Source organism: Streptococcus parasuis (assembly GCF_021654455.1).
Classification (GTDB): domain Bacteria; phylum Bacillota; class Bacilli; order Lactobacillales; family Streptococcaceae; genus Streptococcus; species Streptococcus parasuis.
The window spans coordinates 1,904,332-1,920,629 of the sequence record NZ_AP024276.1 but is presented as its reverse complement, the minus strand read 5'-3'; the positions used below and the strand labels follow the sequence as shown (position 1 = coordinate 1,920,629).

At 38.0% G+C, this 16,298-nt stretch carries 13 protein-coding genes; 10 read left to right on the top strand and 3 right to left on the bottom strand.

What is annotated here, in order from left to right; translation table 11 throughout:
• Window positions 1-123: 123 nt before the first annotated feature.
• The 4 genes from gla to L6410_RS09640 all read left to right on the top strand — a co-directional run bounded on the left by gla (window position 124) and on the right by L6410_RS09640 (window position 5,975).
• Window positions 124-969 (top strand): aquaglyceroporin Gla, encoded by an 846-nt coding sequence (gla, locus tag L6410_RS09655; protein ID WP_024392589.1) that lies wholly within the window; start codon window positions 124-126, stop codon window positions 967-969.
• Window positions 970-1,099: 130 nt separating this feature from the next.
• The gene (locus L6410_RS09650; protein ID WP_237395406.1) at window positions 1,100-2,632 is read left to right on the top strand and encodes a helicase HerA-like domain-containing protein; all 1,533 of its coding nucleotides are present in this window, start codon (window positions 1,100-1,102) and stop codon (window positions 2,630-2,632) included.
• 111 nt (window positions 2,633-2,743) lie between these two features.
• Window positions 2,744-3,358 carry an NUDIX hydrolase gene (locus L6410_RS09645; RefSeq protein WP_024396976.1) on the top strand — a complete coding sequence of 205 codons (615 nt, stop codon included), beginning with the start codon at window positions 2,744-2,746 and terminating at the stop codon, window positions 3,356-3,358.
• A 145-nt stretch (window positions 3,359-3,503) separates the two neighbouring features.
• On the top strand, window positions 3,504-5,975 hold the full coding sequence (locus L6410_RS09640; RefSeq protein ID WP_172040612.1) for a CoA-disulfide reductase: 2,472 nt from the start codon (window positions 3,504-3,506) through the stop codon (window positions 5,973-5,975).
• A gap of 111 nt (window positions 5,976-6,086) precedes the next feature.
• On the opposite strand, the gene L6410_RS09635 is transcribed toward L6410_RS09640, so the two are convergent.
• Window positions 6,087-6,752 carry a DUF4238 domain-containing protein gene (locus L6410_RS09635; protein WP_237395405.1) on the bottom strand — a complete coding sequence of 222 codons (666 nt, stop codon included), beginning with the start codon at window positions 6,750-6,752 and terminating at the stop codon, window positions 6,087-6,089.
• Between the two features lie 107 nt (window positions 6,753-6,859).
• On the opposite strand from L6410_RS09635, the gene L6410_RS09630 reads away from it, so the two are divergent.
• Window positions 6,860-7,063 carry a helix-turn-helix domain-containing protein gene (locus tag L6410_RS09630; protein ID WP_237395404.1) on the top strand — a complete coding sequence of 68 codons (204 nt, stop codon included), beginning with the start codon at window positions 6,860-6,862 and terminating at the stop codon, window positions 7,061-7,063.
• 113 nt (window positions 7,064-7,176) lie between these two features.
• Window positions 7,177-8,880, top strand: a complete 1,704-nt coding sequence (locus tag L6410_RS09625) for an ATP-dependent nuclease (RefSeq protein ID WP_237395403.1) — start codon at window positions 7,177-7,179, stop codon at window positions 8,878-8,880.
• Window positions 8,881-9,112: 232 nt separating this feature from the next.
• Here the strand turns inward: L6410_RS09625 and rpmG are convergent, their stop codons facing one another.
• The gene (gene rpmG / locus L6410_RS09620) at window positions 9,113-9,262 is read right to left on the bottom strand and encodes a 50S ribosomal protein L33 (RefSeq protein ID WP_002262412.1); all 150 of its coding nucleotides are present in this window, start codon (window positions 9,260-9,262) and stop codon (window positions 9,113-9,115) included.
• Between the two features lie 15 nt (window positions 9,263-9,277).
• Window positions 9,278-9,460: a 50S ribosomal protein L32 gene (gene rpmF, locus L6410_RS09615; RefSeq protein ID WP_002937589.1), complete on the bottom strand. Its 183-nt coding sequence runs from the start codon at window positions 9,458-9,460 to the stop codon at window positions 9,278-9,280.
• Window positions 9,461-9,735: 275 nt separating this feature from the next.
• Between rpmF and hisS the strand changes: the two genes are divergently transcribed.
• From hisS to L6410_RS09595, 4 genes are all read left to right on the top strand, one after another.
• Window positions 9,736-11,019: a histidine--tRNA ligase gene (gene hisS / locus L6410_RS09610; RefSeq protein ID WP_024392605.1), complete on the top strand. Its 1,284-nt coding sequence runs from the start codon at window positions 9,736-9,738 to the stop codon at window positions 11,017-11,019.
• Window positions 11,020-11,222: 203 nt separating this feature from the next.
• Window positions 11,223-13,874 (top strand): bifunctional acetaldehyde-CoA/alcohol dehydrogenase, encoded by a 2,652-nt coding sequence (gene adhE / locus L6410_RS09605; protein ID WP_024392606.1) that lies wholly within the window; start codon window positions 11,223-11,225, stop codon window positions 13,872-13,874.
• Window positions 13,875-14,219: 345 nt separating this feature from the next.
• A complete protein-coding gene (locus tag L6410_RS09600) occupies window positions 14,220-14,585 on the top strand; it encodes an Asp23/Gls24 family envelope stress response protein (protein ID WP_024392607.1) in 366 nt (121 codons plus the stop codon).
• A 2-nt stretch (window positions 14,586-14,587) separates the two neighbouring features.
• Window positions 14,588-16,252 carry a DAK2 domain-containing protein gene (locus L6410_RS09595; RefSeq protein ID WP_024392608.1) on the top strand — a complete coding sequence of 555 codons (1,665 nt, stop codon included), beginning with the start codon at window positions 14,588-14,590 and terminating at the stop codon, window positions 16,250-16,252.
• Window positions 16,253-16,298 lie beyond the last annotated feature (46 nt).

The following is a 16,298-nucleotide window of genomic DNA, read 5'->3' as shown; positions in this document are numbered from 1 at the left end:
ATCTACTACTTTTTTCGAGTAAACGTTTTCTTTTTATCGAATGGCTTTACTTTGTTTATTATACTTGATAAAATGGTTGTTGTCCAAAAAAAATTCAACTTTTGAAAGGAAAATTAGAAAAATATGGATGTTACATGGACAGTGAAATATATCACTGAATTTATTGCGACTGCACTCCTTATTATCATCGGTAATGGTACAGTTGCAAACGCTGACCTTAAAGGCACTAAGGGAAACAACTCTGGTTGGATTCTGATTGCGATTGGTTATGGTTTGGCAGTTATGATGCCAGCATTGATGTTTGGTAATGTTTCTGGAAACCACATCAACCCAGCCTTCACCCTCGGATTGGCAGTATCAGGCCTCTTCCCATGGGAACATGTTGCACAGTATATCGTTGCTCAATTGTTAGGTGCAATGTTTGGTCAGTTAGTGGTTGTAGCAGTATACAAACCTTACTTCTTGAAAACTGAAAATCCAAATCACATTCTTGGTTCGTTCTCAACAATCAGCGCGCTTGACAATGGTACAAAAGAAAGTCGTAAAGCTGCAACTATTAATGGCTTCTTAAATGAGTTCGCTGGTTCATTTGTATTGTTCTTCGGAGCACTTGCGTTGACTAAGAATTTCTTTGGTGCAGAGCTTGTTGGTAAAATCATTGAACAAGGTTACGACAAAACAGTTGCTGAAACAATGGTTGCGCCATATACATCAGGTTCACTTGCTGTTGCTCACATTGGTATTGGTTTCCTAGTTATGGCTCTTGTTGCCGCTCTTGGTGGTCCAACAGGTCCTGGTCTCAACCCAGCGCGTGACCTTGGTCCACGTATCGTCCATGCTCTACTTCCAAAATCTGTTCTTGGTGAAAACAAGGCTGATTCAAAATGGTGGTATGCTTGGGTTGGTGTATGTGCTCCAATTCTTGCTGCAATTGTCGCTATTGCACTTTTCAAATTATTATATCTTTAATAGTGAACCCGATTCGTCGGGTTTTTCTTTTTGTTTTGTGGATAGTGAGGTGATTCGGTTGTCTGCTCTGCTATTTTCCTAGAAACTATGCTACAATAAAGCTAGAAAAAATCGGAAAAGAGGCTAGAATATGTCAGATGTTATTGCTTTTGGTTATGGAAGCAGTCGAGCGGAGATGCAGCTCATGCGACTCAATCGTCATGGCATCATCGCAGGTGCGACAGGTACAGGGAAGACAGTGACCTTGAAGGTCTTGGCAGAGCAGTTGAGTGATGCAGGCATTCCGGTCTTCCTATCAGATATCAAGGGCGACTTGAATAGTTTGATTGTGGCCAATACCAAGGAGATTGATCCTAGTCGTCTGGAGAAGACCTACTATTCAGATTATAGTCCTGTTGCTTATCCAGTTGAGTTGTGGGATGTCTTTGGGGAAAATGGGACTCCTGTCCGCATGACTATTTCAGAGCTGGGGCCTGTCTTATTGACGCGCTTACTGGGTTTGAATGATACTCAGGAGTCTATCTTGAACATCGTTTTCAGCGTGGCAGACGAGCGTGGCCTTCTCTTGATTGACTTAATGGACCTACGGGCTATGCTCAATTTTGTAGCTGAAAATGCAGCAGAGCTGAGCCAATATTATGGGAATATTCCAGCTCGTTCGGTTGGTGCTATCTTACGTAGTCTGGTCGTTTTGGAGCAACAAGGTGGTAAGATTTTCTTCGGTGAGCCAAGTCTTGACATTGCTGATTTGATGCGTACAGCTGAAGATGGCCGTGGTGTTATTAACGTCCTTCAAGCTACTGAGCTGTTCAATCAACCAACTCTTTATTCGACAGTCCTGCTCAGCCTTTTGTCAGAACTCTATGAAGTGCTGCCTGAGGTGGGCGATTTGGACAAGCCTAAGATGGTCTTCTTCTTTGACGAGGCTCATGTTCTCTTCAAAGATGCTCCAAAAGTTCTTATTGAAAAGATTGAATTGATTGTTCGTTTGATTCGTTCAAAAGGTGTAGGTGTTTTCTTTGTAACGCAGAATCCAACGGATATTCCTGATAGCGTGGCAGCCCAGCTGGGAAATCGCATCCAACACGGTCTTCGCGCCTTTACACCAAAAGAGCTCAAAACAGTTGCGACTGTTGCCGAAACCTTCCGTCAAGAAGGTGATAAGGATTTAGCTAAGGTCCTTCAGGAGTTGCAAGTGGGGGAAGCTGTTGTGTCTACACTTCAAGCAGACGGCACACCAAGCTTTGCGGATCGAGTTTTGATTTATCCACCGAAGAGTATGCTCGGAACGGTCGAGGCGAGCGCCCTCTTGTCTGTCATCAATAACTCTTCTTTGATGGAAAAATATGCTGACGCGGTCAACCGTGAATCTGCCCATGAGCAGATTTTAGCCATGACAGAGGCTAAAGAAGCCGAACTCATCAAAAAAGCAGAGCAGGCCGAGGCGGAAAAACAGGCAGAAAAAGAAGCTAAGGCAGCCGCAAAAATGGAAGAGAAAGCCCAGAAAGAAGCAGCTAAAGCTGCACAAAAAACTAGTCAGCCAGCTAGTCGCAAAACAGATTCTATGATGGACCGCTTTACCAAGAACCTGATGAGCCAGGTCGGACGGGAAGTTGGGCGCGTGGTGACTCGTGGCATTATGGGCATGTTAAAAGGGAAGTGAGAGTCATTTCCTTCTTTTTTATTTCATGCTTAGAGACAAACTTCTTGCATTCTAACTGTAAATTCGTTATGATAGAAACAAATCACTAGTTAGTACAAAAAGGAGTAAGCGATGCCGAATCAATTGAAAGACCTATTGGCAAATTATATTCCTCAACCTTTAGGCGAAAAACGATGTTTTTCAGTCCTCCTACCATTGGTTTGGTCAGAGAATCAATGGCAGGTTCTATATCAAGTTCGCAGTGAATCAATCTCTCAGCCTGGAGAAGTCTCATTTCCCGGTGGAGGAGTTGAGGAAGGTGAAACACCACAGCAAGCAGCTGTTCGGGAGGCTGTGGAGGAACTAAATATTCAACCAGAACAAATTGATATACTTGGAGAAATCGATTATTTGGTCTTTGAGCGCTCGACCATTCATTGCTTTGTAGGTCGGTTAAATCTGGATTGGACGACTATCGTTCCTAACGAAGAGGTTGCTCGGATATTTACAGTGCCATTATCCACCCTGCTGACAATCCAACCTGTCTATTATCAATTGGATTCTAAAGTCGTTCCAGAATGTGATTTTCCTTTTGAACGATTAAGAGGAGGAATTAGCTATCCATTTAGTCATCAAAAGCGCTCTATTCCATTTTATGAACAACTTCCTGAAAACCTTTGGGGCATGACAGCTCAATTTACCCATCGTTTTGTGGAAATCATAAATCAAAAAACTTCGCCTAGATGAGCGAAGTTTTTTGTTGATAGGTCGCATGTATTCAATCATATGGCTGATCATATTAGAAATGAAAATGGAGTATACATGAAGCAATAGATTGACAATATACCCCTAAGGGTATATAATGTTTAAAAAGAATATTTAGGAGTATCCCATGTCTAAAAAAATTGTTATTATAGGCGGTGTGGCAGGTGGTGCGACAGCTGCAACGAGGTTGCGTCGTTTAAATGAAGAGGATAAGATTGTTCTATTTGAAAAGGGAGAATATATTTCATTCGCGAATTGTGGTCTACCCTATCATGTTGGCGGTGTCATTAAGGAGCGCGAAAATTTATTGCTTCAAACAGTTGACGGTATGAATCAACAGTATGGACTAGATGTCAGAAACTTCTCTGAAGTACTTGAAATCAATCCACAAAGTAAAAGTGTAACAGTGCTGAATCACCAAACGGGTGAACGTTATGTTGAGTCTTATGATAATCTCATCATTTCAACAGGTGCAAAAGCCATCGTCCCTTCAATCGATGGTTTGGCAGAAGCGGAAAATGTTTTTAGTTTAAGAAATATTCCGGACATGGACCAAATAAAGGCCTTTATTGCAGAGAATCAGATTCGTACTGCGACAGTCGTTGGAGGCGGTTTTATTGGTCTTGAAATGATGGAAAATTTAGTGGAATTAGGGATTCAAGTTCAGTTGATTGAAATGGCACCTCAAGTTATGCCTACAATTGATATAGAAATGGCCCAAATGATTCATTCACAGATAAATATCCATGGGGTCGATTTGATTTTGAATGACGGTCTGAAAGAATTTCGAAATAATGGTAAAGAGTTACTTTTAACAAGTGGAAAAACTCTACAGTCCGATATAACTATTTTATCTATCGGTGTTCTTCCTGAAAACACTTTGGCTGAGTCTGCTGGTTTAGAATTGGGTTTTAAAGGTGGTATCAAAGTAAATCAACAGATGCAGACTAGTAATCAAGATATTTATGCTATTGGAGACGCTATTGAAGTTGTGGATTTGGTTAGTGGTCAGCCGACCCATATCCCACTTGCATGGCCAGCCAATCGGCAGGGAAGGCTTGTTGCGGATATCATTAACGGTGCTGATGCATCCTATTTAGGAACACTGGGTACTGCTGTTGCAAAGGTGTTCGAATTAACGGTGGCAAGTACCGGAAATAGTGAGCGCTTATTAAAACAAGCAGGTATCGAATACGAAATCATTCATATCCATCCAAATTCACATGCTGGCTACTACCCAGGCGCTTCTCCAATTGCCCTCAAACTCTTATTTGGTAAAGATGGAAAAATTCTTGGAGCTCAAGCGATCGGCACAGAAGGAGTAGAAAAACGCATTGACGTGATTGCGACTGCAATGCGTTTTGGGGCAAGTGCGGACCAACTGGCTAGTATTGAATTGGCCTATGCCCCACCGTATTCATCCGCAAAGGATCCGGTTAACATGTTGGGCTATACTGCAGATAATATTCTCTCAGGTAAAGTTGCCACATTTCAATGGTCTCAAGTTGATGATTTGGTTAGTAAGAATGCCTTTTTCTTGGATGTCCGAGAAGATTTTGAATTGGCGACTGGGACAATTGAATCAAGTCATCAAATCCCACTGAATCAATTGCGACGTCGAATAGAAGAGTTACCAAAAGATCAAACGATCTATGTCTTCTGCCAAGTTGGACATCGTGGCTATAATGCAGCACGAATTCTAAGTCAAGCAGGTTTTGACGTAAAAAATCTAGATGGGGGATTTAAAACTTACAAAATGGCAAAATATCAATTGAAACCAATTATTTTTGAAGAATCAAATCAGAATCCGACAACGAATATGAGCGCAAAATGTGATGAAGCCTCAGAAACTATTCGTTTAGATGCCTGTGGACTACAGTGTCCTGGACCAATCTTAAAAGTGAAAGAAAATATTGATAAGATGTCAATAGGTCAAAAAATGGAGGTCGAGGCAAGTGATTTTGGCTTTAGTGCTGATATTGAAGCATGGTGCCAGAATACGGGAAACACACTCTTATCAAACAGGATTGAAAATGGCAAAGTTATTGCTTCAATCGCGAAAGGGAAGGTTGAAAATTCTGGAATAGAAACGACAAATCTACCTTCACTAGGGCAAGAGGGAGTCTTGCAAGAGACAAAAGATGGAGCAACGATGGTTGTATTCAGTGGTGATTTAGATAAAGCCATAGCTTCAATGATAATTGCTTCTGGTGCAGCAGCATACGGGAAAAAAGTAACTATTTTCTTCACCTTCTGGGGCTTGTCAATTTTGAAAAAACAAAAGGTGAAGAAGTCAGGTTTAGCTAAGCTGTTCGATATGATGTTGCCTTCAAGAGCGGATGCATTACCACTTTCTCAAATGAATATGGGTGGAATGGGATCTGCAATGATCAAACATATTATGAAGCAAAAAAATGTTGATTCACTCCCAGATATGATTGAGAAAGCACATCAACTAGGTGTAAAATTTGTAGCTTGTACTATGAGCATGGACTTGATGGGAATTGAAAAAGAAGAATTATTTGATTTTGTCGAATATGGGGGTGTTGCCACATTCATCGGCGATAGTGAAAAAGCAAATATGCAATTATTTATTTAGAACAGCTTTATTTGTGGATGCTTCGATTCAGAAAGTAGGAATCTTTTCCAATCCATTAACATTCAGTTGCTTTGCTAAAATCAAAAGAAAAAAGCCTTTGAAACGTTGATTTCAAGGTTTTTTCAAGTCTTGTATATTAAAATGGGGTCTACCGAATGTCCAATTCTTATTTTTAAATCGATTATATAAGTAAGTATTCTGAGGTATAGTAAAGGGTTCATTTGAAATAACGAAGTAATTTGCGGTATTGATGGTTGCTTCATTTAAGTATTTGATATTATCTGGAGTTAACTTGATAAACATTGTTTTAGCGTTATCAATTGAACTATCAATAAATTCAATACAGAAAAATGGACATATAGGTAAAATAATTTGTTTCCATTCATCGGTACCTATTACTGGATTGTCACTGGTTAATAGATTCTCCTCACTAATTGCAATATGAAAATTCATTGTTTCATGTTTTTCGAAGTTTTTCAAGTAAGTTTCTAAAACTTTTTCTTGTTTAAATAATTTGTTAAATTTCAAAATCTTAACTCTATTAGCTTGTATTTCTTCTAACTCGATAGGTGAGGTTCTAGGATTATAGAAAGGCATATTTTCATACATTGTAACAAAATTGATTCTACCAGCATCAGTTCTTAAGTATTGTAACCACAGGTATAGGTATAAGAATTCCTGTTGTTCCTTTGTAACGATAAAATCTTCTGCAGTCATATTTTTTAAGATATAATCAATGATTGCTCCCATAGTAATACTAGTAGCAAATTTTTTCATTATTTTCTCCTTTTTAGCAGATTATACTCAATACATTAAGTATAGTCAATTCATTAAGTATGATAATTTGAAATCAAATAAATTTCCAATAATAGAGAGGAACTAGTTTGATTTCCTATAAGCCTTTTTACAACACTTTATATAAGAAAGATATGACAGAATATGAATTAATATTTAAACATGGCATTTCTGCTAATACCCTTCATAGAATGAAAAAAGGAGAAGCTATAACAACAAAAACATTAGATGTTCTTTGTTTTATTTTAGACTGTAAAGTAGAAGATGTTATCGAGTATGTTAAAGAATCATAACTGGATATGCTAATTGCATTGTGATATATAAATTAGAAGTTTATTGATGATATGGTAAACTTGATTTTTTTGAATATATGGTTTATAACTAAGTTTTATGAGAGGTGGTTATTATGGCGAAGGAAAATAATGATATTCCATCTATTGTTGTTAAAGAAATCGTATTTAATAATGAAAAGAGATTGGAATTTAATAAAGATGATATAGTATTGTTGGTTGGCCCTAATAATGTTGGAAAAAGTCGTACTTTGAAAGATTTAAGAGAAGATCTGAATGAGAGCACAAAAGCAAAATTATTAGTAAAAGATGTTAAGTATGAATCTACAGGATTCTCTGAAGAACAACTCAGAGACTATTTTGAAAGAAACATAACGAAATCAAGTTATGGAGGCTATAATGTCTTTTTAGATGATAACGATTCTTTTACCTTTTATGACCATAATTTTATTAATCTTGAAAATGAAAAGATTTTTTATAAAGCAATGTTTTCATTTTTATCAACTGAAAATCGTTTAGGTCTTACAAAACCAATAAAATTTAATTTTGAGATTGATAAACAAAATTTAAAAATTATGGAAAAACTTGATACAGACTCTGAGTCAATTAATAGTTTGAATAAAGCTATTAGTATAGGCTTTCAAAAATCCGTTGAAGTGCATGAAGACTACTTAGATGGTAACATGGTAAAAAAATATAAAATTGGTGAAAGTAATGAGATTGTCAGTATTATTGAGTCCAATAAACGTGATAGTTTAAGTAAATTAAAAAAATTAGAAGATTTACATAATCAAGGAGATGGAATAAGAAATGCAGTTGCTATCTTAGCATCTCTCATTGTAAACGAACATTCTTTATTTCTAATTGATGAACCTGAAACTTTTTTGCACCCACCACAAGCAAAGATATTAGGGAAAAATATAGTTAGGTTATCTACCGATAAACAAGTTTTTATCTCAACTCATAACATTGATTTTATTAGAGGTGTTTTAGAAGAAGATTCTTCAAGAGTTAAAATAATAAAAATAGATAGGCATGATAATGATAGTACATTCAGTTTGATTAATAATGATAGTATCAGTGAGATCTCTAATGATAAAAATTTGAAGTATACAAATATACTCAATGGACTGTTTTATAATCAAGTGATATTGTGTGAGAATGAAAGTGATTGTAAATTTTACTCTGCTATACTAGAATATGAAGATTCAGTAATTTACCAAAATTCTTTGTTTTGCGCAGTCGGAGGAAAAGAGCAGTTTAAAAAAATCGTACCATTGTTAAAAGAATTAAATATTGAATATAAAATTATCGCTGATATTGATTTAATAAGTAATAGAGAGAGTTTAAAGCAACTGCTAAGTTCAATTGAGTCTCAGTGTTATAAAAAGATAGAAAAACAACATAAGCAATTTTTAGAGAGTTTTGAGATGGAAATGAATTCTCAAGTTAAAACTCAAGAAATGATAAAAAATGAAATTAAACAAGTTTTTAACGATGAAAAATATATGTCACCACAAGCAGCAGAACGAATAAAAACAATATTAAGAGATGTTAGTAGTTTGAAGCTTTTAAAATCTGGCGGAAAAAATATTATTCCACAAGGCGAGTGTGTAGCATTATTCAATGAAATAAAAGAATTCTTAACAGAACACAATGTTTTTATTTTAGAATGTGGAGAAATAGAGCGCCTTGTACCAGAAATAAAAGGGCATGGAAATGCTTGGGTAGAAAAAACATTTACAAAATATAGAGATATTGATAATGATGTCTATGATAAAGCAAGAAGATTTATTAGTAATATTTTCAAAAAAAATTAATGCTACCTCAAATAATCGTTAATAGCATCTAGAGATTGATAATTTGTAAGCATTTAGTTTAGATAATAATATCAAAAAGCACTCGAACAATACTGCTAGAGTGCTTTTTCTAATTTTATTTCACAAAAAATGTAGTCATTTGGTTGAGTTTCAATGCAATATACTGAAATTCAACATTTCAAAAATCGCATAAAATCAAGGTTTCTACTGTCTATTGACGTGTAGTGAATCCCTATTTCACCTCAGTAAAAATCACGTGTTTACGCAATTTTGGTGAGTATTTTTTCAATTGAAGACGGTCTGGAGTGTTACGTTTGTTTTTTGAAGTAAGGTACAAGCGTTCACCAGATTCTTTGTGTTCAAGTGTAATATTTACGCGCATGGTATCTCCCTTCTATTATTCAGCTGAAGCAGCCTTAGCGATTTTACGTCCTTTGTAGTATCCTTTCAAAGATACACGGTGTGAACGTGAGTAATCTCCAGTAGTTTCATCAAATTTCACAGTTGGAGCTGCTACTTTATAGTGAGTACGACGTTTGTTTTTCTTCGCTTTTGAAGTGCGACGTGCAGGTACTGCCATTTCTATTTTCCTCCATTAAAATACGAGAGCAAAGCCCTCTTCAAATCTAAAAGTTATAGTATGACTTTCGTCAACTTTAACAGTATATCAAAACTTCTTTGTAAAGTAAAGTTACTTGACAGATATTTTTCACTTTTTTGAGAAATAAAAGAGCTTTTATGGTAAAATAAGGAGGATTGCAAGGCTCGACTGGTAGAGTTGGAGTCGTAATGACTTAATTTGGAAAGGAATAAGTACAACTTTTCTAGTCAGAAGTTGGCTTTATATACTTTATTATGAAACTACAAAAACCAAAAGGGACGCAAGATTTACTTCCACAGGACTCTGCCAAATGGCAATATGTAGAAAATTTCGCACGTTCTATTTTTAAACAGTATAATTTTTCGGAAATTCGCACACCTATCTTTGAACATTACGAAGTAATTAGTCGCTCTGTTGGCGATACCACAGATATTGTGACCAAGGAAATGTACGATTTTTACGATAAGGGAGAACGTCATATTACTCTTCGTCCAGAAGGCACAGCGCCCGTTGTTCGTTCTTATGTAGAAAATAAGCTCTTTGCTCCAGAAGTGCAAAAACCGGCAAAATTTTACTATATGGGGCCCATGTTCCGATATGAGCGTCCGCAGGCGGGGCGTCTCCGACAGTTCCATCAGATTGGTGTAGAGTGCTTCGGCTCAAATAATCCAGCAACAGATGTAGAAATTATTGCCATGGCTTATCATTTCTTTGAAGAGTTGGGGATTAAAGATGTTCGTTTGCATCTCAATAGTTTGGGGAATCCAGAGAGTCGCGCAGCCTATCGCCAAGCCTTGATTGACTATCTGACACCGCTCAAGGATCAACTGTCTAAAGATAGCCAGCGCCGTTTGGAAGAAAATCCTCTCCGCGTGTTAGACTCAAAAGAAAAAGAAGACAAGGTTGCTGTAGAAAATGCACCATCCATCTTGGACTATCTGGATCAGGAAAGTATAGCTCACTTTGAAGCAGTCAAGTCTATGCTAGATAATCTGGGCATATCATATGAAATCGACACGAATATGGTACGTGGTCTAGACTACTATAACCATACTATTTTTGAATTCATGACCGAAGTAGGTGGCAGTGACTTGACCATCTGTGCCGGCGGTCGTTATGATGGATTGGTTAGCTATTTTGGTGGACCAGAAACACCAGCCTTCGGCTTTGGCATGGGAATTGAACGTCTGATTCTCGTACTTGAAAAGCAAGGGATTGAGCTTCCGATCGACACTCAGCTAGATGTTTACATCGCAGTTTTAGGTCAGGAGGCCAATGGCGGAGCGCTTGAGTTGGTTCAAGCCATCCGCAAGCAAGGGTTCCGAGCAGAGCGAGACTACCTTGACCGCAAGCTCAAAGCCCAGTTTAAGTCAGCAGATGTATTTGGAGCCAAGACAATCATTACCTTAGGTGGTAGTGAAATCGAATCAGGTCAAGTCGTGGTGAAAAATAACCAGACTCGACAAGAGGTTGAAACAAGTCTTGAAATAGTTAAAACAGAATTTGCTAGTATTTTAGAAAAACTAAGTGAAAATTAGTGTTGTATCCTATGATAGTGTATTGACGAGCCATCTTTGAAAGAAGATGGTTTATCAAAAACGAAAAATGAAAGCGCTTCATTCGGATTTTGCGAAAAAATTGTGAAAAAATTAACAAAAACGCTTTACAAAATTAAAAAGTTGTTGTATTATAAACATGTGAAAAAATTAACAAACATCTGTTTTATAAATGGAGGACTAAAATGGCTGAACAGAAAGTAGTATCACCTGAAGAAAAATTGGTGGCAGCTCAAAAACATGTTGACGAACTTGTTCAAAAAGGTTTGGTAGCCTTGGATGAGTTTCGCAAATTGAACCAAGAACAAGTTGACTACATCGTTGCGAAAGCATCTGTAGCAGCGCTTGATGCTCATGGTATCTTGGCAGCACACGCTGTAGAAGAAACAGGTCGCGGTGTCTTTGAAGACAAAGCTACAAAAAACTTGTTTGCGTGTGAACACGTTGTAAATAACATGCGCGGTGTAAAAACAGTTGGTGTTATCGAAGATGATCCTATTACTGGTTTGACAAAAATTGCAGAACCTGTCGGTGTTATCTGTGGTGTTACTCCAACAACTAACCCAACTTCAACAGCTATTTTCAAATCACTTATCGCACTTAAAACTCGTAACCCAATCGTATTTGGTTTCCACCCATCTGCACAAGAATCTTCTGCACATGCAGCACGTATCGTTTATGAAGCTGCTGTAAAAGCAGGTGCCCCTGAAAACTGTATCCAATGGATTACTGAGCCATCTATTGCTGCTACAAATGCACTCATGAACCACGATGGTATCTCAACTATCTTGGCAACAGGTGGTAACGCAATGGTACGTGCAGCGTATTCATGTGGTAAACCAGCTCTTGGTGTTGGTGCAGGTAACGTACCAGCATATATTGAAAAATCTGCAGATATTCGTCAAGCAGCTCACGATATCGTTATGTCTAAATCATTTGACAACGGTATGGTATGTGCTTCTGAGCAAGCAGTTATCATCGACAAAGAAATTTATGATGAATTCGTTGAAGAATTTAAATCATACAAAACTTACTTTGTTAACAAAAAAGAAAAAGCTCTCCTTGAAGAGTACTGCTTCGGTGTAAAAGCAAATAGCAAAAACTGTGCAGAAGGTAAATTGAATGCTGATATCGTTGGTAAACCAGCTGCATGGATTGCGGAACAAGCAGGCTTCAAAGTTCCAGAAGGAACAAATATCTTGGCTGCTGAATGTGCTGAAGTTGGACCAAATGAGCCTCTTACACGTGAAAAACTTTCTCCAGTAATTGCTGTATTGAAAGCTGAAGACGTAGAAGATGGTCTTAAAAAAGCTCGTCAAATGGTAGAGTTCAACGGTCTTGGACACTCTGCTGCAATCCACACTAAAGATGAAGAACTTGCAAAACGTTTCGGTACTGAAATGAAAGCAATGCGTATTATCTGGAACTCACCTTCTACTTTTGGTGGTATCGGTGACGTTTATAATGCATTTATTCCATCATTAACACTCGGATGTGGTTCATATGGACGTAACTCAGTTGGTGATAACGTATCTGCTATCAACCTTCTTAACATCAAGAAAGTAGGGAAACGTAGAAATAATATGCAATGGTTTAAAGTTCCTTCAAAAATTTACTTCGAACGTAACTCTATTCAATACCTTCAAACAGCAGAAGGCCTTGAACGTGTTATGATCGTAACAGACAAATCAATCGAACGTCTTGGTTTTGTTCAACGTGTCATCGATCAATTGAATGCTCGTTCAAATCAAGTGACTATTCAAGTCTTCTCAGATGTTGAACCAGATCCAGATATTACAACAGTTGAACGCGGTGCTGAAGTAATGCGTGCGTTCCAACCGGATACAATTATTGCGCTCGGTGGTGGTTCACCAATGGATGCTGCTAAAGTAATGTGGCTCTTCTATGAACAACCAGAAATCGACTTCCGTGACCTTGTTCAAAAATTCATGGATATCCGTAAACGTGCCTTCAAATTCCCATCATTGGGTCAAAAAGCTAAATACATCGGTATCCCAACTACATCTGGTACAGGTTCAGAAGTAACACCGTTTGCCGTTATTTCTGATAAGAAAAACAACCGCAAATACCCACTTGCTGACTACTCATTAACACCAACAATTGCAATCGTAGACCCAGCATTGGTAGAGTCAGTTCCAGCCTTCATCGCAGCTGATACTGGTATGGACGTATTGACTCATGCGACAGAAGCATACACTTCTAACTTTGCGAACGACTACACTGATGGTATTGCCCTTCAAACAATTAAGTTGGTATTCCAATATCTTGAAAAATCAGTCTTGACTGGTGATCCAGAAGCACGTGAAAAAATCCACAACGCTTCTACAATGGCTGGTATGGCTTTTGCAAATGCCTTCTTGGGTATGAGCCACTCTATGGCCCATAAGATTGGTGGTCGCTTCCACACAGTTCATGGACGTACAAACGCAATCTTGTTGCCATACGTTATCCGTTACAATGGTACTCGTCCGTCTAAGACAACTACATGGCCTAAGTACAACTACTGGAAAGCGGATGAAAAATTCCAAGACATCGCTCGTATGTTAGGTTTACCACATTCTACTCCAGAAGAAGCTGTTGCAGCTTATGCTAAAGCAGTTTACGAATTGGGTGAAAAAGTTGGTATCAAGATGAACTTTAAAGATCAAGGTATTGACGAACAAGAATGGAAGAAATACACTCATGAATTGGCTCTTCTAGCATATGAAGACCAATGTTCACCTGCTAACCCACGCTTGCCAATGGTAGCAGATATGGAAGAAATCATGAATGACGCTTACTACGGTTACAAAGAACGTCCGGGTCGGATTAAATAATATCTTTCCTTATTCGTGCAACAATTTTTGAAAGTACCTTCTCGGAGATAATTAGATTTGCCAACTAAAACTGGCTGATAGGATTGAGGTTGCTAAGTTGATTCTTAGCTACCTCAATTTTTTTTGAAACAGAACTCAATTTTATAAAAGCTGAGAGGAATATACGTCAAAAGTGCAGATGATAGAGATAGACTGTTAGAAAGCATGGGGTTGCTACTCATTCTTTCAGATATAGAAGAATTATACTTCAGAACACAAGAAGATATCAGATGTCACAAGCTTGTTTTTTACAGAATACTGAAAATATGGTAAAATGGAGTGATAAAACTATTTGAGGTAAGGAATATGACTGTAAAGATCAATACAAAAGACGGCCAAATTGAATTGACTGATGACGTGATTGCCACAGTTGTCGGCGGTGCTACGACTGAAATTTTCGGTGTTGTTGGGATGGCTAGTAAATCTGCGATTAAGGACAATTTTCAGGCTCTTTTGAGAAAAGAAAACTATTCCAAAGGTGTTGTTATCAAGACTTTAGAAGATGGTCGTATTGCAGTCGATGTTTATACTGTGATGAGTTATGGTGTAAAAATCAGTGAAGTATCTCGCAATATCCAAGAACGCGTGAAGTTTAACTTGGAGAGTCAATTGGGTATCTCTGTTGATGCCGTTAATGTTTTTATCCAAAATATTAAAGTCGTAGGAGAATAATTGTGTCTAAAATTACTACTAGTTTATTTCAAGGAATGGTGCAGGCTGCATCAACTCGTCTGAATAAACAAGCTGAATATGTCAACTCACTAAACGTATTCCCTGTACCAGATGGGGATACAGGTACCAATATGGGGATGACCATTACAAATGGTGCTAAGGAAGTTGCGGATAAGCCTGCTTCTACAGTAGGTGAAGCTGCACAAATTTTGTCCAAAGGATTGCTAATGGGAGCGCGTGGGAACTCTGGTGTTATTACATCTCAGTTATTCCGTGGTTTCGGTCAATCTGTTAAGGGTAAGGTTGAATTGGATGGTAAGGATTTAGCACAGGCTTTTCAACATGGTGTAGAGGTAGCTTATAAAGCTGTTATGAAACCTGTTGAGGGTACTATTCTTACTGTATCTCGTGGTGCCGCAACTGCAGCGCTCAAAAAAGCTGAAGAAACAGACGATGCAATTGAGGTTATGCGCGCAACACTGGACGGTGCTAATCGCGCCCTAAAGAAAACACCTGATATGCTTCCGGTCTTGAAAGAGGTTGGAGTTGTCGATTCAGGCGGTCAAGGACTTGTATATATTTATGAAGGTTTCTTGTCAGCTCTTACAGGTGAGTACATTGCTTCTGAAGACTTTGAGGCGACTCCAGCAGTTATGTCAGAGATGATCAATGCTGAGCACCACAAGTCTGTAGCTGGTCACGTTGCAACGGAAGATATCACTTATGGTTATTGTACAGAAATCATGGTAGCTCTACGCCAAGGTCCTACTTATGTTAAAGAATTTGACTATGAAGAATTCCGTAATTATCTCAATGACCTGGGTGATTCACTCCTAGTTGTCAACGATGATGAGATTGTAAAAGTACATGTTCACACGGAAGATCCTGGTTTGGTAATGCAGGCTGGTCTTCAATATGGTAGCTTGGTTAAAGTTAAAGTGGATAATATGCGTGAGCAACATGAAGCGCAAGTTGAGAAAGAGGGTTCTTTCCAAAAACCAGCTGAGCAAAAAGAATATGCTATTATTGCTGTAGCAGCTGGGGAAGGGTTAACTGAGATTTTCAAATCACAAGGTGTTGACTATGTCATTTCTGGTGGTCAAACCATGAACCCATCAACAGAAGACTTCTTGAAAGCTATTGATTTGGTCAATGCGCGTAATGTAATTTTACTACCGAACAACAAAAATATTTTAATGGCAGCTCAGTCTGCAGCTGAAGTGGCGGAAGTTGCTGTAAAAGTTGTAGAAACTAAGACCCTTCCACAAGGTTTTACAAGTTTGTTGGCATTTGATCCTAGTCGTGATTTGGACAGTAATGCACAAGCCATGACAGCCTCACTAGCTGATGTGAAAAGTGGTAGCATTACGACAGCTGTTCGTGATACAACAATTGATGGTCTTGAAATTCATGAAAATGATAATCTTGGTATGGTTGATGGAAAAATTGTTGTATCTAATCCAGATATGATGGAGACCCTTGAATCAACATTTGAAAGAATGCTTGATGAAGATAGTGAAATTGTTATTATCTATCTTGGCGAAGAAGGTGACAAAGAATTAGCTCAAGCCGTAGCTGAAAAATTAGAAGAACAATTTGAAGACGTCGAAGTTGAAATCCACCAAGGAGATCAGCCAGTCTACCCATATCTGTTCAGTGTTGAATAAAAATGAATCGTGAGTATGTGATCATGCTCACGATTTTTTCGCTTTC

Excerpts from the sequence above, each read along its gene's own strand:
- adhE (WP_024392606.1), top strand. The coding sequence starts at position 11,223 with ATGGCTGAACAGAAAGTAGTATCACCTGAAGAAAAATTGGTGGCAGCT.
- rpmG (WP_002262412.1), bottom strand. The coding sequence starts at position 9,262 with ATGCGCGTAAATATTACACTTGAACACAAAGAATCTGGTGAACGCTTG.
- gla (WP_024392589.1), top strand. The coding sequence starts at position 124 with ATGGATGTTACATGGACAGTGAAATATATCACTGAATTTATTGCGACT.
- L6410_RS09625 (WP_237395403.1), top strand. The coding sequence starts at position 7,177 with ATGGCGAAGGAAAATAATGATATTCCATCTATTGTTGTTAAAGAAATC.
- L6410_RS09600 (WP_024392607.1), top strand. The coding sequence starts at position 14,220 with ATGACTGTAAAGATCAATACAAAAGACGGCCAAATTGAATTGACTGAT.
- rpmF (WP_002937589.1), bottom strand. The coding sequence starts at position 9,460 with ATGGCAGTACCTGCACGTCGCACTTCAAAAGCGAAGAAAAACAAACGT.
- L6410_RS09650 (WP_237395406.1), top strand. The coding sequence starts at position 1,100 with ATGTCAGATGTTATTGCTTTTGGTTATGGAAGCAGTCGAGCGGAGATG.
- L6410_RS09645 (WP_024396976.1), top strand. The coding sequence starts at position 2,744 with ATGCCGAATCAATTGAAAGACCTATTGGCAAATTATATTCCTCAACCT.
- L6410_RS09635 (WP_237395405.1), bottom strand. The coding sequence starts at position 6,752 with ATGAAAAAATTTGCTACTAGTATTACTATGGGAGCAATCATTGATTAT.
- L6410_RS09640 (WP_172040612.1), top strand. The coding sequence starts at position 3,504 with ATGTCTAAAAAAATTGTTATTATAGGCGGTGTGGCAGGTGGTGCGACA.
- hisS (WP_024392605.1), top strand. The coding sequence starts at position 9,736 with ATGAAACTACAAAAACCAAAAGGGACGCAAGATTTACTTCCACAGGAC.